Here is a 19,364-nt window from a genome sequence, read left to right on the forward strand (position 1 = left end):
GTTGCCGCGCGCCCCCGATTCAATCAGCGTGCCCCGAAGTCGAGGTAGGAATCGCACCCGTCTCGTCGGCGGATTCCTACACGGCGCGTGGCTTCGAAGACCCGTTGCAGCGTGCCGGCGCGCGTTCGCGACGCCGCGCATACCAGCTGCCTATCGCGTCCCAGATCGCCTCGGCGGATTCGCAATACGTGAACAGTTCCAGGTCGCGGCGGTCGATCATCCCTTCGTCCGCGAGAAACGCCAGGTCGACCGCGCGGCGCCAGTACGCCTCGCCGACGAGGACGACCGGCAGCGGCGCGATCTTGCGCGTCTGCAGCAGGGTCAGCACTTCGAACAGCTCGTCGAACGTGCCGTAGCCGCCGGGGAAGAAGACGGCCGCTTTCGCGCGCTCGAGCAGGTGCAGCTTGCGGATCGCGAAATAGTGGAACCGGAAGCAGAGCGCCCGCGTGATGTACGGATTGGGCGCCTGTTCACGCGGCAGCTCGATATTGAAGCCGATGCTCGGCGCGCCGCGCTCGTACGCCCCGCGGTTGGCGGCCTCCATGATGCCGGGGCCGCCGCCGGTGACGATCGCGAGCCGCGCGGTGCGCGTGCACCGGTCGGCATGGGCGACGATGCGCCCGAACGCGCGCGCGACGCGGTAATACACGCTGTATTCGACGAGCCGGCTGGCGATCGTGACGGCGCGCCGCCGGCTCGGGTCGTACGGACGCTCCGCGAGCAGGCGATTCGCTTCGTCCAGCCGCGCCTTCGCGACCGACGGCGCGACGATACGCGTGCTGCCGTAGATCACGACCGCATGGCCGATCCGTTCGTTCTGCAGGCGCTCCTCGGCTTTCCAGTAATCGAATTGCAGCCGGATGCCGCGCATGCCGGAACCCCGCAGAAGGGTCGCGTCTGCTTCGGCCGGGGCGCGGTTCGGGGATGGGGCGACGCGCCGCGCGCGGCGCGGGATGGCGTCCTTGCCGACGACGGCATCGGGCCTCGCGCGTAGCCGATTGCCGCGCATCTTCGCGATCGTCGCGGCGGGGGCGGGGCGGCGGCGTGCGTGGCCGCGTGTCATGCCGGCGGGCGCGCGTTTGACGAGGGTCGACATGAACGGAAGCGCCCCGCGACGGTCACTGGCTCAACACCCATTGCACGAGCCGATGCGCGTCGTCGCGAGACAGCGGGCCGCCGCGATCGATGGCGGACGGCATCGGCGTGTCGCCCCAATGCACACGGCCGCCGACGCGCAGCTTGCGTTCCAGCTGCGCGGCGGCATGCGGATCGCCGCGATAGCGCTCGGCGATCTCGTGAAACGACGGCCCGAGGAACGTCATGTCGGGCGTATGGCAGAACATGCAGTGCTGCGCGTTGACGAGTTCGGTCGGCTCGGGCACGGTCGTCTGCGCGGCGGCCGTGCCGGCTATCAGCGCAATCGCGCAGAGGGCGGCGCAACGCATGATGCTCATGTTCGTTTCCTTGTCGAGATCAGGAGAAGGAGATCACTTCGTCGAGCGGGCGACGCGGCGAATGCGGCGTATGCGGGCCGCGCCCGACGCGCAGCAGCAACTGCGGCTCGCCGCGCAGCCCGAGCATGTGGCGCAGGTGGGCGCGCAACCCGGCCGTCTCGATCGGCTGGTTCAGGTACGACGCGGTATAACCGGCGCGCGTCGCGACGAGCAGGATCCGCTCGAGCGCCTGACCGGCAGCGAGCCACGCTTCGCGATCGTCGCGCACGGTCGCGATGCACACGATCAACGGCGACGCGCCGACGAGCTGGTGATGCAGCGCGGCCAGCCCGTCGCCGAGATCGAAGGTCCGTACCGCCATCGTCACGACGGGCGCGGCGAAGTCCAGCAACGTCGGCACGCCGGCCGCGAATGCCGGCATGCCGTCGGCGTGCCGGCGCGGATCGATCCAGCTCGCCAGCTCGCGCCGGAAGCGCGGGTCCGCGAACTGCTGGCGGTCGGCCTCGGCAACCAGTTCGGCCACGCGCGCACGGTGCGCGAGCGCGTCGACGCACGCGACGTCGGCGCCTTCCGCGACGCCGGCAGCAATCAGCGCCTGCTGGATCTCGTGCGGCACGGCCGTCGATTCGAACGGCGCGCGCGTCGTGACGCGCTCCGGAATCGCATCGAACAGCGCGCCGAGGGACGCATCGGAATAGCCGTCGTCGCAGACCCGGACCACCGCAAGGAGATCGGGATCGACTTCGGAAGGAAACGTGGTGATCGTGTGGGCGAGCCCGGCGTGATCGAGCGCGACCCGCAGGTTGAGCAATGCCGCGCCGCAGCTGATGATCAACTCGCGATCGAACGGATCGACCACCGGCAACGCGCGGACGCGGTCCGCGCACACGGAAATCGTGGCGCCGTTGACCAGGAAGCGCCACGGCTGGGAATTGTGACTGGACGGCGCCAGCACCGCGTAGCCCAGCATCTCCCTCAGCTGCTGGTCGGGATGGGCGCTTGCGGCAAGCGGGGGAACGGATATCATCGATCATCTCCAGGTTGCCGCGCGGGCGGCGTTTCGCCACTTCATCGTGTCAGCAACCGTCCGGCGGCCGTTGACCCACGTCAAGCGCCTGTCATCGGGGCAAACGCACGCGGTGGCGGACGACTAGCCTTGGAAAGCGAAGCGCGCGAAACCGGTCGCGCAGGGAGGCGAGCATGCTTGCGATGATGTTTGACGGCACGACCCCGCATTTGCGCGAAGCGCGCGTGCCGGAGCCGTCGCCCGCGGCGGGCCAGCTGCTGATCGACGTACACGCATGCGGCGTCTGCCGCACCGATCTCCACGTCGTCGACGGCGACCTCGCGCACCCGAAGCTGCCGCTGATTCCGGGTCACGAAATCGTCGGGACGGTGCGCAGGCTGGGCGAAGGCGCGACGGGCTTCGCCGTCGGCGACCGGGTGGGCGTGCCGTGGCTGGGCTCGACGTGCGGGCATTGCGCATATTGCACGTCCGGCCGCGAGAATCTGTGCGACACCCCCGGATTCACCGGCTATACGATCGACGGCGGCTACGCCGAGCGCGTGGTCGCCGATCACCGCTATTGCGTGCATCTGCCGCAGCGCTATTCCGATCTGGAAGCCGCGCCGCTCCTGTGCGCGGGCCTGATCGGTTATCGCACCCTGCGCATGGCGGGCGACGCGCGCCGCATCGGCATCTACGGCTTCGGTGCAGCGGCCCATCTCGTCGCGCAGGTCGCGCATTGCGAAGGACGCGAGGTGTTCGCGCTGACGAAGCCCGGCGACACGGCCGCGCAGCAGCTCGCGCTGTCGCTGGGTGCGGCGTGGGCGGGCGGCAGCGACGAAGCGCCGCCGGAGCCGCTCGATGCCGCGCTGATCTTCGCGCCGGTGGGGGCGCTGGTGCCGGCCGCGCTGCGCGCGCTCGACAAGGGCGGGATCGTCGTGTGCGGCGGCATTCACATGAGCGACATCCCGGGCTTTCCGTATGCGTGGCTGTGGGGCGAGCGCCGCATCGCGTCGGTGGCCAACCTGACACGCGCGGACGCGGTCGAATTCATGCGGATCGCGGCCGCGATGCCGCTGCGGGTCGAGGCGGTGCGCTATGCGCTGACCGACGCGAACCGCGCACTCGACGACCTGCGCGGCGGGCGCGTATCGGGCGCCGCCGTGCTGGGCATGCGCGGTTGACCTGCCCGACGGCGCCGCGGCGCGCTCAGATTTGCCGCAGGCCTTCCGAATCGACGATCCGGATCTGCTTGCCTTGCGCCGCGACGAGCCCCTTGTGCTGGAACTTCGACAGCATGCGGCTGACCGTTTCGAGCTTCATGCCGAGATATTCGCCGATCTCGTCGCGCGTCATCCGCAGCACGAATTCCGCGGCCGAGTAGCCGCGTGCCTTGAAGCGCGCGGACAGATTCAGCAGGAACGCGGCCACGCGCTGTTCTGCGCTCATCGTGCCGAGCAGCAGCATCTGCGAGGATTCGCGCACGATCTCGCCGCCCATCATCTGGTACACGTGATGCTGCATCGGGCGCACTTCGCGGCACATCTGCTCGAGCTGGCCGAACGGGATGATGCAGACCGTGCTGTCCTCGAGCGCGATCGCGTCGCCGTTGTGGTGCCCGGTGTACACGCCGTCGAGCCCGAGCGACTCGCCGACGATCTGGAAGCCGGTGATCTGCTCGTCGCCGTCGCGATGCATCACGATCGTCTTGAACGACCCGGTTCTCACTGCGTAGATGCTGTTGAACGCATCGCCCGCGCGAAACAGCGTTTCGCCGCGCTTGACGTGGCGCGTCGTGCAGATCATCGCGTCGACGCGCGCGAAATCGTCGGGCGTCAGATCGGACGGCATGCAGACGGTACGCAATGCGCACGTCGAACAGCGGGACGCGGCGCGCTTGGGCTGATCCGTCGGTTCGACGGGATGCAGCGGGATGAACGGGCGTAACGGCATGGTCGTCGAGACTTCGGCACTGCTGTGCATGATCGGCTCCAGTTCGGGGGCAGCGGCGGCTCGCCGTCGGGCGGGTCGCGCTGGCCGTTGTACCGGCGGCTTTGGTCTCTGCCGCCTTCCTGTCGGGAAAGCCCCACCGGACGCGCCGGGAGACCGATACACCGGTCTCGTCGATGATGCTGCCTTGGGCTCCGGGAGGCACGTTTGTGCGTTTTTCTTGATGTGCAGTATGGATGTTGCGCAACGTCAAGAAAATCAGCCGGAATTGAAGTTGCAGTAGGTGAGATGGAAGTCTTGTAGGAGGTTTCCTACAGGGGCGCGGCAACTTGTCGCGAGCGTCGCGGGCGGGTGCGGGACGCTGATGAAGGGCGGGGCGCGGCCCGCGCGGGCCCGGCCGCCGTCACCGATGCCGTCGGGGCAGCCGGGCGGGGCGCCGCCCGCGCCCGATGCCGCCGTCAGAGTTCGTCCGGGTCCTCGAACAGCTTGTGGCGCATCGCGTAGCGCACGAGTGCCGTGTCGTTCGGCATCTGCATCTTCTCGAGGATCCGCGTCTTGTACGTGCTGACGGTCTTGACGCTGACGCAGAGCGCCTGCGCGATCTCGGAAATCGACTCGCCGGTGGTGACGCGCCGGAACACGTCGAATTCGCGGTCGGACAGGCGCTGGTGCGGCAGGAGATCGGTCGGCTCGTTCAGGCTCTGCGCGAACTGCTCGGCCATGGTCAGGCTGACGTAGACGCCGCCGGCCGCGATCTTGGTCAACGCGGCGACCAGTTCGGCGCTGGCGCTTTCCTTGGTCATGTAGCCCGAGGCGCCCGCGCGGAATGCGCGCACCGCGTACTGCTGTTCGGCATGCATCGTCAGCACGAGGATATGCAATCCCGGCTTCTCGTCCTTGATCTGCTTGATGAGTTCGACACCGTTGCGGCCGGGCATCGACAGGTCGAGCACCAGCACGCTGGCATCCGTGTCGCGCATGAGCGCGATCGTCGAGGCACTGTCCTGCGCTTCGCCGACGACCTCGAAACCGCTCGCGCTCTGCAGGATGTGCCGAAGACCGTCCCTGACGAGTGCGTGGTCGTCGGCGATGAGTACCCTGATCATGACAGCACATCTCCTTGCTGGATGGCGTGAAGCGGCAGCGCCACGGTGATCGTGAATCCCGCACCCGGCCGGTTGTCGATCGTCACCGTCCCGTCGAGCATGTGCGCACGCTCGCGGATCCCGATCAGGCCGAACGACGGGCGATCCTGCCCGTTGCGGGTGGGCTCCGGCGCGCCGTGACCGTTGTCCGCGATGCGCAGCATGCAATAACCGTCTTCCACTTTCAATGCCAGCGTCACGTTCGTCGCGTCCGAGTGTCGCGCGACGTTGGTCAGCGCCTCCTGCACGATGCGGAACAGCGTCGTCGCACCGGCGCCGGTGAACGCGGTATCGACGGGGGCGATGTCCCGCTCGACCGTGATCCTGTAACGGCGCGTGAAATCGGTTGCAAGCCATTCGATCGCCGGAACGAGGCCCAGGTCGTCGAGCATCACCGGCCGCAGATCGGCCGCGATGCGCCGGACCGACGCAACGATCGAATCGATCAGGCGATGCATGCCGCTCAGCTGCTCGCGCACGCCGGTGTTGGGGGCGACAACACCACCGAGCCCCAGCTCGACGGCGGACAGATCCATCTTGAGCGCGGTGAGTTGCTGGCCGAGGTCGTCGTGCAATTCGCGCGCGATCCGCGTTTTCTCTTCCTCCCGCACGTTCTGCAGGTTGGCGGACAGCTCGCGCAGTTCCTCGCGCGAGCGCTTGAGCGCATTTTCCGCGCGTACCCGCTCGGTCACGTCGCGCAGCATGACCGTGTACAGCTTGCCGGTGCCGTCGCGAATCTGCGAGATCGACGCCTCGATCGGAAACTCGGTGCCGTCGGCGCGCAAGCCGAACAGCACGCGTTGCCGCCCCATCTGTCGCTCCGACACGCCCGTCACGCCGAACTGCTCGACGTGTCGCGCATGCGCGGCGCGAAAGCGCTCGGGGATGAAGCGGGACAGCGGCGCGCCGATCGCCTCCATCGCGCTGACGCCGAACACGTGTTCGGCGGCCGGGTTGAAGATCACGATCGTCTGACTCTCGTCGACGGTGATGACGGCCTCCATCGACGACCGGATGATGCCCATCATCCGGGCCTCGGTGGGTTGGCTGTCGCCGGCGGGGGCCAGCGCGCGTTTCGCGACGACCTGCCGCACGAGCGCGGCCAGCGTCAGCGAGAGCACGGTGCCGGCCAGCAGGACGGCCGTCGTCGGACCGGACGTGTCGGCGCGCTGCGCGCTGTAGCGCAGCGCGAGCGGCGTGCCGCCGAACGTGACGGAATCGGTGCGCCGGAACAGGTCGCCGGCGGCGCTCGAGTCGCCGGCCGCGTTCGAGTCGCCGGCGCCGAAGCCGCCGGCATACACCGGCGCGGCCGGATTGTCGGCCATGATTTCCACGCGCAGCCGATCGAGTACGGATGAATCGACGAGACGAGCCGGATTCAGCGCGGCATAAACGTATCCGGTCGCCGTGGCGTGCCGCGTCCCGGACGAAGCGAGGTCTTCAGCGTTCGCATAAATCGGCAGGTACAGCGTCAGCTCGGTCCGCGCGAGCGCGGCATCGGTGGCGTCCTGGATCGCGTTCGCGGCGAGCGCGACCTTGCCGGTTTCCGCCGCGCGCTGCAGCGCCTGCCGCGTCGCCTGATCGTCCTCCGCCGCGCTCGGCTCGATTCTCCCGAGGCTGCGGACCGGCGACTGCAATTCGTCCAGATTCAGGCTGTCGAGATAGCGGCGCCACGCCGCTCCGGACTGCGGCGCGGGCAGGGTCGACGCGAAGCCGCGCGCGCCGCGCAATACGGCAGCCGCACCGAGGAGGCTGCGCCGGAGGTCGGCCGTCGCGAGGGTCGCGGTTTGCGCGAACCTCGCCTGGGCGGCGTGCTGCGCCCCGTTCTGCAGTACGCGGGATGCCGCGAACGTTGCAGCCAGGCCAAGCGCCAGCGTCAGCAGCGCGGCCGCGGCTGCATATCGGGCGGGCCGAATCCGGTGTGAAGCCGGTCCGGCCTGGGAGGGAGGCGCATTCACTGTCATTGCCGTTCATCCTGACGGATTTCGTCGACGGCTGGCTGGCGGCGGGCCGGACGGGGGGCACGAAAGGCGGAGCGGGACGCAACTGCGATATCGCACGGAATTGTGCGCGTTTTGCCGACGTTCGCCAATCGGGACCGATACGCAAGGGGGCGCCGACGCGCGGGTTTGACCCGCGTCAACGGAGCGCCGCCTGCGAGGATCAGACTGGTTTCACGAACCGGTCGACCCCTGACGACAACTGGGAGGCGTCATGTACCAAAGGATCTTTGCGGCACTCGACGGCAGCCGTGGCGCGCGCCTCGCGCTCGACGAGGCGATCTCGCTCGCCCGCGAGTCGGGCAGTCTGGTGATCGCCATGTGCGTGGTGTCGGATGGGCCGCGGCTGGCCGACGTCGACAGCGGTTATATCGACCGGCGCGACCCGGCCGGACTGGATGCGGACAAGGCCGCGATCGCGCTCGCGGATGCGGAAACCGCGTTCCGGTTGTCGGGTGTACGCGGCATCGCGCAAACGATCGACGCGTGTGGAGAGAACGTATCGGACGTGCTGGCGCGTGCCGCCGCCGAATGCGACGCGGACCTGATCGTGATGGGCACGCATGGCCGGCGCGGCGTGCGCCGCGCGTTGCTCGGCAGCGTCGCCGAATCGCTGGTGCGTATCGCGGACCGGCCGGTGCTGGTCGTCCGGGAGGGGCCGGGCGCGTGTGCCGGCATGTTGTGACGGTCGTGACGGGACGAGGGCAGCCGCGCGCGGCTGCCCCGTTTTCGTTCGCTCAGTGAGACAGCAGGACCGGCACCGTCATCGTTTCGAGGATCGTGCGCGTCGCGCCGCCCAGCACGCGTTCATGCATGCGCGCATGGCTGTACAGGCCCATCACCAGCAGATCCGCATGCAGGTCGGTCACCCGGTTCAGCAGCGTCGCGCCCACGCTCACAGGCCGTTCGCGCGGCGTGCTCGAGAACGACGCGCGAATGCCGTGCCGTTCGAGATACGCGGCGACGTCGACGCCTGCCGGCGTCTTGTCCGGATCGGGTTGCCCGCGGGCGACCGTCTCGACGTTGACGAAACGCGCGCGGGCGAGCAGCGGCAGCGCGTCGGCCATCGCGCGGGCGGCTTCGCGCCCGCCGTCCCAGCCGATCAGCACGTTCTCGCCGAGCGTGCGCACGTCGCCCGCGTACGGCACGACGAGCGCCGGGCGTCCGCTGCCCATCACGACGTCCTCGACGAAGTGACGTGCGACGTAGGTCAGGCGGTCATCGGGGTTTTCCTGGCCGAGCACCAGCAGATCGGCGTGGCGCGCGTGCAGGACCGCGGCCTCTGTCGCGTTGCCGGTCGGCGCACGCCATTCGACGCTGCGTCCGGCGCGTTCGGCGGCGCTCAGGAATTTTTCTTCCGCTTCCTTGCGCCGCTGTTCGCACAGGCGCTCGTAGACGGCCAGCTTCAGCGGTTCGTCCGGCCGCCGCAACGGCTCGAGGAGGTCCTGGCAGACCACGTAGAGGCCGATCAGATGGGCGTTCCAGCGTCCCGCGAGTTCGAGCGCGAGGTCGACGCGCGTCGCACAGCGCTCGCTGTCGTCGAGATGGACGAGCAGGGTCTTGTAGCTCATGACGGCTCCTTTTCGGTTGATGCCACGGTGGTTTCGGCGGGCGCCTGCGCGGCGCAGCTTGCCGGTATCATCAGGACCGGGCACGTGGCCTGACGCAGCACGCGCTCGGCGACGCTGCCGAGGAACAGGCGCCGGAAACCGCGCCGGCCATGCGTGCCCATCACGATCAGGTCGGCGCCGGTCTCGCCGGCGAGACCGACGATCCGGTGCGCAACGTCTTCGCCGGCCGGCGCGACGTTGTAGATCTGCGGCGTGCCGGCCACGTCGCGCGCTTTCATGCGGCGTGCCGCATCCTCCGTGACACGCAGTCCTTCCTCGCGAAATGCATCGATCAGGATCGACGGATCGTATCCGTACGTGTCGTAGGCCGGCACCAGGAAGTCGACGACGTAGACCGGGGTCAGCCGCGCACCCGTCTCCGCCGCGAGGTTCAGCGCGGCGTCGAGTGCGCGGGACGACGTATCGCTGCCGTCGAGCGCGACCAGAATGTTCGAGTACATGACGTTTCCCTTCAACGGATGCCGATGGAACCATCATCGGCGCGTATGCGCCGCTCGCGCTGATCTGGATCAAGCGTCGCGATTGGCGCGCAGCACGCGCACCGCGGCGCGCGCCGCGACCCACGCCTCGTTGGTCGGCTCGACGACCACCGTGACCGCACTCGACGCGCACGACACGACATGCGCATGATCGGCATTCGCGCGCGCGTCGAGCACGATGCCGAGCCAGCCGAGCGACGCGCAGATCCGCTCGCGCAACACCGCCGAGTGTTCGCCGATGCCGGCCGTGAACACCAGCATGTCGAGGCCGCCGAGCAGCGCGGTCAGCGCGCCGGTCTCGCGCACGATGCGATGGACGTACAGCGCCAGCGCATCGCGGGCAGCTTCGTCCCCGGCCGCCTCGCGCGCGAGCAGCACGCGCGGGTCGCCCGACGCGCCCGACACGCCCTTGAGCCCCGATTCGTGATACAGCATGTGTCCCAGCTCGTCGCCGGACAGCTTGCCGGCCTCGAGCAGGTGCAGGACGACACCGGGATCGAGCGTTCCGCTGCGGGTGCCCATCATCAATCCGTCGAGCGCGGAGAAGCCCATGGTCGTCGCGACGCTGCGGCAGTCGCGCAGCGCGCACAGGCTCGCGCCGCTGCCGAGATGGGCGGCGATCACGCGGCCGTGCGCACGGGCGCCGAACGACTCGTCGAGCGCGACGGACAGGTATTCGTACGACAGCCCGTGGAATCCGTAGCGGCGCACGCCCTGGTCGAACCACGCATGCGGCAGCGGCAGCAGCTGCTCGACGCGCGGCAGCGTGCGATGAAACGCCGTGTCGAACACGGCGATCTGCGGGACGTCCGGAAACGCGTCGCGCAGCACGTCGATCGCATCGAGGCTGTGCGGCTGATGCAGCGGCGCGAGCGGCGTCAGCGTGCGCAGCGCGTCCAGCACGTCGTCGTCGACGAGCGTCGGCTCCACGTAGCGTGCGCCGCCGTGCACGACGCGATGCGCGATCGCGCCCAGCGCGACATGCGGCAACTTCACGCGGATCCACGCCGCGATCCGCGCGAGCACGGCGCGGTAGGGATCGTCCTCCGTGCCGAGCGGCAGCGAACCGTCCGGCTCGGCGTCGTAGCGGATCGACACGCTGTTGCCGGCCGCGACCGCTTCGCCCTCGTGCAGCGGCCGCCGCGCGGGGTCGCCGTGCGGCGGGTAGGCAAAGAGCGCGAACTTCACGCTCGACGAACCGGCATTGACGACGAGCAGGGCGAGCGTACGCATCGGCCGGCTCAGTGCGACATCAGCACCGGCAGCGTCATCGACGCCAGCACCGTGCGGGTGGCGCCGCCCATCACCAGCTCGCGCCAGCGCGGATGGCCGTAGGCGCCCATCACGAGGAGGTCGGAACCCGTTTCATACGCGCGCGACAGCAACGTATCGCCGACTGTCGGGCCGGAACCGGTATCGATTTCGAGCACGTTCACGTCGCGTGCGTGGCGCGCCAGCATCAGCGCGGCGTCGGCGGCCGGAATGCGCGTGGCCGCCGCTTCCGAGTCGCCGTCGACCACGGCGGCGACCGTCGCGCGCTTCGCGTGTTCGAGAAAGGGCAGCGCGTCGTGCGCGGCGCGGGCCGCCTCCCGGCTGCCGTCCCACGCGATGAACACCCGCTCGCCGATCGACGGGAATTCGCCCGTGTACGGCACGAGCAGCACCGGGCGGCCGGCGGACAACACGAGGTTCTCCGGAAACTGGTCGTCGATGTAGGTCTCGGGATCGTTCGGGTCGCTCTGGCCGGCGATCACGAGGTCGGCCAGGCGTGCGGCGCGCGGCACGGCCAGGTTCGCGCGGTCGTCGGCACGCACCCACGCGGCCGGCACTTTCGCGCGGGCCGTCTCGGCGTGGAACAGGCGTTCCAGCGCGGCGAGCCGCTCGTCGCGCTGTGCGCGTTGCTCGCGGAAGTAATCGGCGGACCCGGCCATCACGTAGAACGAATGCGGTTCCGGCGTGTAGACCGCGAACAGGCCGGTCAGGTGCGCACCGAAGCGCCGGGCGAGGCGCAATGCGAACTCGAGGCGCGAATGCGCGCGGGCGCTCGTATCGAGGTGCACGACTATGCTCTTGTAGCTCATCGGAATCGCTCCATCGACGGGGGAACCGCCAGTGCAATCCAGTCTACGGAGCAGGGTTTCCGCGTACTTGACTCAGATCAACGGCTCCGTTGCGCGATGCCCGCACAGTGAAGCGGTCGCGATGCCGATCCCGATCCCGGGCAGGCGGCACGAGGCGCGATGCCAACCCATTGACCGGATCGAACGAGGGACGCCGATGAGTACGTACGCTTTGACGACACCGAACGACGCTTGCCGCGCGGGCTGCGATCTCGCGCTGCGCATGGTCGCGCAGAACCGCGACTGGCAGCACGAATGGCATGCGCTGGCAGGGCGGCGCATCGAGCGGGACCGCGCTGCGGTTCGCCACCTGCAGCAGGCGCTGGCGGACACGAAAGAGTGGACGGCCTTCGGCGAGGCGACCCGGCAGGTGATGCGCGACTACGCGATCGCGAGCGTCGCGATCTGGCAGGATGCCGCCGAGCTGTGCATGCGTGCGCAATACGAGAACGCCGGCGCATGGCGTACCTGGTTGCGCGAATACGGCGCGGGCGCGATGTCGCGTTATCAGACCGACTGGCTGCCCGACCTGGGGCGACTGGCCGTGGTCAACGAAGCCAGCATGCCGTGGGCCGACTGGATGACGGCGCTGGAGCGCGGGATCGAGGACGCGAACGACGGGGCGCCGGTTGCCGTGCGCCGCCTGAACGGCACGACCGGCGCGCAGGAGAACGACCATGTGCGCTGATCGGGTCGCGTTCGTCACGGGCGGCATGGGGGGCCTCGGCGCCGCGATCAGCCGTCGCCTGCACGATGCGGGCATGACGGTGGCGGTGTCGCATACGGAGCGCAACGACCACGTCGCGACATGGCTCACGCACGAACGCGAGGCGGGCAGGACGTTCCACGCGTTCGAGGTCGACGTCGCCGACTACGATTCGTGCCAGCACTGCGCGGCACGCGTGCTGGCCGAGTTCGGGCGCGTCGACGTGCTCGTCAACAACGCCGGCGTCACGCAGGACGCCACCTTCGTGAAGATGACCAAGAGCATGTGGGACGCGGTGCTGCGCACCAACCTCGACGGCATGTTCAACATGACGAAGCCGTTCGTGCCGGGCATGATCGAGGCGGGCTTCGGGCGCATCGTGAACATCGGCTCGGTGAACGGTTCGCGCGGCGCATACGGGCAGGCGAACTACGCGGCCGCGAAGGCCGGCATCCACGGCTTCACGAAGGCGCTGGCGCTCGAGCTCGCGCGCCACGGCGTGACGGTCAACACGGTGGCCCCCGGCTATCTGGCGACCGCGATGCTCGAGACGGTGCCGAAGGAAGTGCTCGACGCGAAGATCCTGCCGCAGATCCCGGTCGGCCGCCTCGGCAATCCCGACGAGATCGCCGAGCTCGTCGCGTTCCTGTGTTCCGACGCGGGGGCTTTCGCGACCGGCGCGGAATTCGATGTCAACGGCGGCATGCACATGCGATGAACGGATCCGTCATGCGCATGCCGATCGAGCACGAGTCGATGCGGCCAACGGCTACGAACGTACCGGCGTCGCACCCGGCCGGATGCACGCCGGCCCGGCCGTCGCCCGCCGACGAATGGAACCGCGCCGCGCATGCGAACGTGGCCGCGATGACCTTCGGGCTGTCGCCCGTGTCGCTCGCGCTGGCCACGCTCGACTGGGGCGCCCATCTGGCCGTGTCGCCGGGAAAATGCTTCGAGCTTGCGACGCAGGCGTGGCTGGCTGCCGTGGCACCCGCGGCCAACCGGGAAGGCGAGGGCAAGGGCGAGGCCGACGATGGCGGCGCGGGCGGCCTGGCCGTGCACGCCGGGCAGGCCGATGCGCGCTTCGCCGCGCCCGCGTGGTCCGGATGGCCGTTTCGCGCGTACCGCGACGGCTTCCTGTCGATCCAGCGCTGGTGGCGCGACGCGACGCGCGGCGTGCCGGGCGTCGAACGGCATCACGAGGAACTGGTCGGATTCGTCGCGCGACAGTGGCTCGACGCATGCTCGCCGGGCAATTTTCTTGCGACCAACCCGGTCGTGCTCGACGCGACGATGCGCAGCGGCGGCGCGAATCTCGCGGCAGGCTGGCGGCACTGGCTGGAAGACGCGCACGCGCTGCTCGAGCGCACGCACGGCACGCGGGCCCGCGATACGCGCGCCTATCTGCCGGGACGCGACGTGGCGATCACGCCGGGCCGCGTCGTCTGGCGCAACGCGTTGTGCGAGTTGCTGCAATACGACCCGACGACGGCCGGCGTGGCGCGCGAGCCGATCCTGATCGTGCCGTCGTGGATCATGAAGTACTACATCCTCGACCTGCAGCCGCACGATTCGCTGATCCGCTTCCTGGTCGATGCCGGCTACACGGTGTTTGCCGTGTCGTGGCGCAATCCGGGCGCGGAGGCGCGCGAGCTCGGGCTCGACGATTATCTGCGCGACGGGTGCATGGCGGCGCTCGACGCCGCCCGCTCGATCTGCGGCGAAGCGGTCCACGCGGTCGGCTACTGCCTCGGCGGCACGCTGCTGGCGATCGGTGCGGCGGCGCTCGCGCGCGACGGGCGGCAGCACGAGGCGTTGCGCTCCGTCACGTTGCTCGCGGCCCAGACCGATTTCAGCGAACCCGGCGAACTCGGCCTCTTCATCGACGCGAGCGAACTGTCCGCGCTCGATGCGCTGATGTGGCGGCAGGGCTACCTGGACGGCGCGCAGATGTCCGCCGCGTTCCAGTTGCTGAACGCGCGCGACCTGATCTGGTCGCGCATGATGAGCGAATATCTGCTCGGCACGCGCACGAAGCCGAACGACCTGATGTCGTGGAACGAGGACACCACGCGCATGCCGTACCGGATGCATACCGAATACCTGACGCGCCTCTTTCTCGACAACGATCTCGCGGCCGGCCGCTACTGCGTCGACGGGCGGCCGGTCGCGCTGTCGGATATCGACGTGCCGACATTCGTGGTCGGGACCGAGCGCGATCACGTGTCGCCCTGGCGTTCCGTCTACAAGCTCCATCTGCTCACGCACCACGCGCTGACGTTCGTGCTGACCTCCGGCGGCCACAATGCCGGGATCGTGTCCGAACCCGGCCATCCGGGACGCCACTATCGCTGCGCGACGCGCGAGCCCGGCGCGCCTTACCGCAACCGGCGCGACTTCGTGAGCGAAACGCCCGCGCTCGACGGATCGTGGTGGACGTGCTGGCGCGACTGGCTGCACGCGCATTCGTCGGGCGAGGTGCCCGCACGCGTGCCGGCCGCCGGCTTCGGCGCGGCGCCCGGCAGCTACGTGCTGGAGACCTGAATATGAACCTGAACCTGAACCTGAACCTGCATCCGGATCTGTCCGCCGGCGCGTGCCTGCCCGGCCTGTTGCCGCGCGCGGACGGCGAACTGCCCGCCCTGATCGCGCGTGCGCGCCATGCGCCGCCGCTGACGGTGGCCGTCGTGCATCCGTGCGACACGGCCAGCCTCGTCGCGCTTGCCGCGCTCAACGCGTCGCCGCTGGGCGCATCGATCGAACCGCTGATCGTCGCGCCGCGCGCGAAGGTGTTGCGCGTGGCGAGCGAAGCGGGCGTCGATCTCGCGAAATGGACGATCGAGGACGTTCCCCACAGCCACGCCGCGGCGGCCCGCGCGGTGGCACTCGCGGCGTCGGGCCGCGCCGGCGCGCTGATGAAGGGCAGCCTGCACACGGACGAGCTGATGGGGGCCGTCGTCGCCGCGGAATCGGGCCTGCGCACCGACAAGCGCATGTCTCACTGCTTCCTGATCGAGGCGCCGGCGTATCCGCGGCCGTTCATCCTGACCGACGCCGCGGTGAACATCGCACCGGATCTCGCGCAGAAGGCGGCCATCACGCAGAACGCGATCGACGTCGCGCATGCGCTGGGCGTCGCGCGCCCGCGCGTCGCGGTGCTGTGCGCGGTCGAGACCGTCAATCCGGCGATGCGTTCGACGCTCGACGCGGCGGCCCTCGCGAAGATGGCCGAGCGCGGGCAGATCACGGGGGCGGTCGTCGACGGCCCGCTCGCGTTCGACAACGCGATATCGCAGCGGGCCGCGCGCGAGAAGGGGATCGACTCGCCGGTTGCCGGCCGTGCGGACATCCTCGTCGTGCCCGATATCGAAGCGGGCAACATGCTCGCGAAACAGCTCGAATACCTGGGCGGCGCCGCGAACGCGGGCGTCGTCGTGGGCGCGCGCGTGCCGATCGTGCTGACGAGCCGCGCCGACGGCGTCGCCGTCCGGGTCGCGTCCTGCGCGCTCGCGGTGTTGCTGGCGCAAGTCCGGCATGACGCCACCCCGATGCCTGAACAGGCCCCCCTTTCGATGGAGGAATTGCGATGAAAGCACTCGTGTACCACGGCCCAGGGCGCAAGGCGCTCGAACGGCGGCCCAAACCGGAACTGCAGTCGCCCACCGACGCGATCGTCCGCGTGACGCGCACGACGATCTGCGGCACCGATCTGCACATCCTCAAGGGCGACGTGCCGACGTGCGAACCGGGCCGCGTCCTCGGCCATGAAGGCGTGGGCATCGTCGAGCAGGTCGGCGCGGCGGTCGATTCGCTGAAGCCGGGCGACCACGTGCTGATTTCGTGCATCTCGTCGTGCGGCCGCTGCGAGTATTGCCGCCGCGGACTGTATTCGCATTGCACGACCGGCGGCTGGATCCTCGGCAACCGGATCGACGGCACGCAGGCCGAGTTCGTGCGCATCCCGCATGCGCCGACCAGCCTGTACCGGATCCCGGCCGGCGCGGACGAGGACGCGCTCGTGATGCTGTCCGACATCCTGCCGACCGGATTCGAATGCGGCGTGCTGAACGGCAAGGTGCAGCCGGGCTGCTCGGTCGCGATCGTCGGCGCGGGGCCGATCGGGCTGGCGGCTTTGCTGACCGCGCAGTTCTATTCGCCCGCGCGGATCATCATGATCGACCCGGACGGCAACCGGCTCGAGGTCGCGCGGCGCTTCGGCGCGACCGACTGCATCGACGGCCACGGCGTCGACCCGGTCGCGGAAGTGATGAAGCTGACCGATGGCGTCGGCGTGGATTGCGCGATCGAAGCGGTCGGCATTCCGGCGACGTTCGAGATGTGCACGGCGCTCGTGGCGCCTGGCGGGGTCGTCGCGAACGTCGGCGTGCACGGCGTCAAGGCCGATCTGCACCTCGAGAAGCTGTGGGATCGCAACATCTCGATCACGACGCGGCTCGTCGACACGGTCAGCACGCCGATGCTGCTGAAGACCGTGCGCGCCGGGCGCCTCGATCCGGCGCGCCTGATCACGCACCGGTTCTCGCTCGACGACGTGGAAAGCGCGTACGACACGTTCGGGCGCGCCGCGCAGACCCACGCGCTGAAGGTCATCATCGAAATCGGCTGAATGCCGGGCCGCGCGTGGCGGAAACCGGGTGCTTCCGCCGCCCGTCACGCGCGGCCGGCGTTGCGCCGGCAGTCAGGACGACAGCGCGGCGGGTTCCTGCGTGTTGTTTGATTCAATCGCGTCCAGATCGACGCACTGCTCGTAGGTCGGCACCTCGCACGGCCAATGCAGGCGCTCCGAGATGCGCCGGCGCATCGCATCCGCGGCAGCGGGTTCGCCGTGCGTGACGAAGGTCCGCACGGGCGCGCCCTGCATCGTGCCGAGCCACTTCAGGATCTCTTCGTAGTCGGCATGGGCCGACAGCGTCGTGATCGACTCGACCTGCGCGCGCACGCGCACGTACTCGCCGTGAATCTTCAGCGTCGGCTCGTGCGCGGCGAGCGCCGCGCCGCGCGTGCCGGCGGCCTGGTAGCCGACCAGCGCGATCGTGTTGCGCGCGTCGGGCGCATGGCGGCTCAGGTGATGCAGCACGCGCCCGCCGGTCGCCATCCCGCTGCCGGCGATGATGACCATCGGGCCGTGGTGTTCGGCGATCGCCTTGGACTGCTCGACCGAGCGGATCATCGTGGCCGCGTGGCCGAGCGCATTCGCTTCGGAGGCCGTCAGCCGGTGTTCGAGGATATGGTGGCGATAGATCTCGGTCACGTCCGTCGCCATCGGGCTGTCGACGAATACCGGGACGCGCGCCATGCGGCCGGCCGCCTTCAGCCGCGCGATGTAGTGCAGGATCTCCTGCGCGCGGCCGACGGTGAAGCAGGGCATCACGACGACCCCGCCGCGCGCGAAGGTCTTGTCGAACATCCCGGCCAGCTCGTTTTCGGGATCCGACGCCGGATGCAGCCGGTCGCCGTACGTCGATTCGACCACCAGGTAGTCGGCATGCGCGGGCGGGCGCGGCGGTTGCATGATCGGGTCGTGATACCGGCCGAGATCGCCGGAGAACGCGAGCACCTTGTGATCCCAGTGCATCACGACGCTCGCCGCGCCGAGGATGTGCCCGGCCGGCAGCAGGCGGAACGACAGGCTGCCGCCCAGCGCGGTGCATTCGTCGAAGGCGACGGGTTGCAGCAGGCGCAGCGCGCGCTGCGCGTCGTCCAGCGTGTAGAGCGGTTGCGCGGGATGATGCTTCGAATAACCGTGCCGGTTCGCGAAGTCGGCTTCCTCCTCCTGCAGCCGCGCGCTGTCGCGCAGCATGATGTCGCAGAGTTCGGCCGTGGCCGCCGTGCAGTACACCGGCCCGCGATAGCCTTCGCGCGCCAGCACCGGGAGATAGCCGGTGTGATCGATGTGCGCGTGCGTGAGCACGACCGCGTCCAGCGTGTCGGGCCCGAACGGCAGCGCGCGCCAGTTGCGCAGCCGCAGGTTCTTGGTCCCCTGGAACAGGCCGCAATCGACCAGGACGCGCCGGCCGCCGTGCTCGAGCAGATATTTCGAGCCGGTCACGGTTTCGGTCGCACCGAGAAAAGTCAGTTTCATGGGGTGCCTCTGCGGGAGTCGACGGAACAGTAAATCGATTACATCCCGAACGCGCGGGCGGCGGTTGACCGAAATCAGGAATTGCGGGATCCCCATGCCGGCCGGGCGAGATTCCCGGCCGGCGCGTGGTTTGACGACGATCAAGCATGGGCCCCGGCGGCGGCAGGATAGTGAGTTGGTGCGTGCATGCGGTGTCGGGACCCCGTTATCCGCGCATGCCATGCGCGCGATGCGTTCGGCATCACGCGTCGCCTCACGAGTCTTTCGGGATGAACCCATCATGACGTTGATCGCCAATCTGGATGGTGCCGGGCACCTTTACCGACTGTGCTTCGTCCGCGCGCCCTGGGCGTGGTTTACCTGCTTGCCGCTCGACGAGCAATGCGGCGAGCGCTGGGCGGACGTGCCGTACCAGAATGCCGCGAGACCGCCGTACAGCGATTCGCGCGTGCAATTGCTCCGGGTCGCGTTCGACGCGCCGGGTCTGTTACCGCCCGAGGCCGGGCGGCACGGGCATGCGTGGAGCGTCCAGCAGATCAACCACGGCGCGGCGCCATGGCTGCGCAGCGAGGATTTCGTCGACGCGCTGACGCTGACCGTGCCGGCCGGGGTCACGCTCGCCACGTTCGTCGAACGGATCGAGGCCGCCGGCGGCACCGTCTACGGGCCGCTCGGCTGGGCGGAATTGCCGCCGTGGCAGCGGCCCGACGTGGTGGCGCAGACGGGCTGAATGGGGCTAAGCGGGACTGAATGCCGGTGCGGCGCGCTTG

19 protein-coding genes are annotated in these 19,364 nt (G+C 69.3%); 8 read left to right on the forward strand and 11 right to left on the reverse strand.

Annotated features, from left to right (window positions below):
* Nucleotides 1–76: 76 nt before the first annotated feature.
* The 3 genes from DID99_RS05025 to DID99_RS05035 are packed head-to-tail and all read right to left on the reverse strand — an operon-like array spanning nt 77 to nt 2,481.
* On the reverse strand, nt 77–1,096 hold the full coding sequence (locus tag DID99_RS05025) for an LOG family protein (protein WP_124666207.1): 1,020 nt from the start codon (nt 1,094–1,096) through the stop codon (nt 77–79).
* Between the two features lie 22 nt (nt 1,097–1,118).
* Entirely contained in the window at nt 1,119–1,454 is a 336-nt protein-coding gene (locus DID99_RS05030) for a c-type cytochrome (protein ID WP_124521041.1), read from the reverse strand.
* A 19-nt stretch (nt 1,455–1,473) separates the two neighbouring features.
* Nucleotides 1,474–2,481 carry an Acg family FMN-binding oxidoreductase gene (locus DID99_RS05035; RefSeq protein ID WP_124666208.1) on the reverse strand — a complete coding sequence of 336 codons (1,008 nt, stop codon included), beginning with the start codon at nt 2,479–2,481 and terminating at the stop codon, nt 1,474–1,476.
* 173 nt (nt 2,482–2,654) lie between these two features.
* Between DID99_RS05035 and DID99_RS05040 the strand changes: the two genes are divergently transcribed.
* Nucleotides 2,655–3,644 carry a zinc-dependent alcohol dehydrogenase family protein gene (locus tag DID99_RS05040; RefSeq protein WP_124666209.1) on the forward strand — a complete coding sequence of 330 codons (990 nt, stop codon included), beginning with the start codon at nt 2,655–2,657 and terminating at the stop codon, nt 3,642–3,644.
* Between the two features lie 25 nt (nt 3,645–3,669).
* Here the strand turns inward: DID99_RS05040 and fnr are convergent, their stop codons facing one another.
* The 3 genes from fnr to DID99_RS05055 all read right to left on the reverse strand — a co-directional run bounded on the left by fnr (nt 3,670) and on the right by DID99_RS05055 (nt 7,519).
* The gene (fnr, locus tag DID99_RS05045) at nt 3,670–4,443 is read right to left on the reverse strand and encodes a fumarate/nitrate reduction transcriptional regulator Fnr (protein WP_124528573.1); all 774 of its coding nucleotides are present in this window, start codon (nt 4,441–4,443) and stop codon (nt 3,670–3,672) included.
* Between the two features lie 425 nt (nt 4,444–4,868).
* Nucleotides 4,869–5,516 (reverse strand): response regulator transcription factor, encoded by a 648-nt coding sequence (locus DID99_RS05050; protein ID WP_124519775.1) that lies wholly within the window; start codon nt 5,514–5,516, stop codon nt 4,869–4,871.
* A complete protein-coding gene (locus DID99_RS05055; protein ID WP_124666210.1) occupies nt 5,513–7,519 on the reverse strand; it encodes a PAS domain S-box protein in 2,007 nt (668 codons plus the stop codon). The genes DID99_RS05050 and DID99_RS05055 overlap by 4 nt, the downstream gene beginning before the upstream one ends.
* Nucleotides 7,520–7,769: 250 nt before the next feature.
* On the opposite strand from DID99_RS05055, the gene DID99_RS05060 reads away from it, so the two are divergent.
* The gene (locus tag DID99_RS05060) at nt 7,770–8,240 is read left to right on the forward strand and encodes a universal stress protein (protein WP_124519777.1); all 471 of its coding nucleotides are present in this window, start codon (nt 7,770–7,772) and stop codon (nt 8,238–8,240) included.
* A gap of 52 nt (nt 8,241–8,292) precedes the next feature.
* Here the strand turns inward: DID99_RS05060 and DID99_RS05065 are convergent, their stop codons facing one another.
* The 4 genes from DID99_RS05065 to DID99_RS05080 all read right to left on the reverse strand — a co-directional run bounded on the left by DID99_RS05065 (nt 8,293) and on the right by DID99_RS05080 (nt 11,746).
* A complete protein-coding gene (locus DID99_RS05065) occupies nt 8,293–9,126 on the reverse strand; it encodes a universal stress protein (protein ID WP_124519778.1) in 834 nt (277 codons plus the stop codon).
* The gene (locus DID99_RS05070; RefSeq protein WP_124666211.1) at nt 9,123–9,626 is read right to left on the reverse strand and encodes a universal stress protein; all 504 of its coding nucleotides are present in this window, start codon (nt 9,624–9,626) and stop codon (nt 9,123–9,125) included. The genes DID99_RS05065 and DID99_RS05070 overlap by 4 nt, the downstream gene beginning before the upstream one ends.
* Nucleotides 9,627–9,695: 69 nt before the next feature.
* Nucleotides 9,696–10,898: an acetate/propionate family kinase gene (locus DID99_RS05075; protein WP_124666212.1), complete on the reverse strand. Its 1,203-nt coding sequence runs from the start codon at nt 10,896–10,898 to the stop codon at nt 9,696–9,698.
* A gap of 8 nt (nt 10,899–10,906) precedes the next feature.
* Nucleotides 10,907–11,746 (reverse strand): universal stress protein, encoded by an 840-nt coding sequence (locus DID99_RS05080; RefSeq protein ID WP_124666213.1) that lies wholly within the window; start codon nt 11,744–11,746, stop codon nt 10,907–10,909.
* A gap of 196 nt (nt 11,747–11,942) precedes the next feature.
* On the opposite strand from DID99_RS05080, the gene DID99_RS05085 reads away from it, so the two are divergent.
* From DID99_RS05085 to DID99_RS05105, 5 genes are read left to right on the forward strand one after another with little or no spacing between them, the layout of a single operon-like run.
* Nucleotides 11,943–12,473: a hypothetical protein gene (locus DID99_RS05085; protein ID WP_124666214.1), complete on the forward strand. Its 531-nt coding sequence runs from the start codon at nt 11,943–11,945 to the stop codon at nt 12,471–12,473.
* Nucleotides 12,463–13,209 (forward strand): beta-ketoacyl-ACP reductase, encoded by a 747-nt coding sequence (locus DID99_RS05090; RefSeq protein ID WP_124570385.1) that lies wholly within the window; start codon nt 12,463–12,465, stop codon nt 13,207–13,209. The genes DID99_RS05085 and DID99_RS05090 overlap by 11 nt, the downstream gene beginning before the upstream one ends.
* Nucleotides 13,206–15,035, forward strand: coding sequence for an alpha/beta hydrolase (locus DID99_RS05095; protein WP_124666215.1), 1,830 nt, complete (start codon nt 13,206–13,208; stop codon nt 15,033–15,035). The genes DID99_RS05090 and DID99_RS05095 overlap by 4 nt, the downstream gene beginning before the upstream one ends.
* Before the next feature lie 14 nt (nt 15,036–15,049).
* Entirely contained in the window at nt 15,050–16,081 is a 1,032-nt protein-coding gene (locus DID99_RS05100; protein ID WP_124666263.1) for a bifunctional enoyl-CoA hydratase/phosphate acetyltransferase, read from the forward strand.
* On the forward strand, nt 16,078–17,118 hold the full coding sequence (locus tag DID99_RS05105; RefSeq protein ID WP_124666216.1) for a zinc-dependent alcohol dehydrogenase family protein: 1,041 nt from the start codon (nt 16,078–16,080) through the stop codon (nt 17,116–17,118). The genes DID99_RS05100 and DID99_RS05105 overlap by 4 nt, the downstream gene beginning before the upstream one ends.
* A gap of 72 nt (nt 17,119–17,190) precedes the next feature.
* On the opposite strand, the gene DID99_RS05110 is transcribed toward DID99_RS05105, so the two are convergent.
* Nucleotides 17,191–18,594 carry an MBL fold metallo-hydrolase RNA specificity domain-containing protein gene (locus DID99_RS05110; RefSeq protein ID WP_124666217.1) on the reverse strand — a complete coding sequence of 468 codons (1,404 nt, stop codon included), beginning with the start codon at nt 18,592–18,594 and terminating at the stop codon, nt 17,191–17,193.
* 280 nt (nt 18,595–18,874) lie between these two features.
* Here DID99_RS05110 and DID99_RS05115 point away from each other — a divergent pair, with 280 nt between their 5' ends.
* The gene (locus tag DID99_RS05115) at nt 18,875–19,324 is read left to right on the forward strand and encodes a hypothetical protein (protein WP_124666218.1); all 450 of its coding nucleotides are present in this window, start codon (nt 18,875–18,877) and stop codon (nt 19,322–19,324) included.
* Nucleotides 19,325–19,364 lie beyond the last annotated feature (40 nt).

Origin of the sequence: Burkholderia sp. Bp8986 (assembly GCF_003854225.1) — a bacterium.
In the GTDB taxonomy this organism is placed as follows: Bacteria; Pseudomonadota; Gammaproteobacteria; order Burkholderiales; family Burkholderiaceae; genus Burkholderia.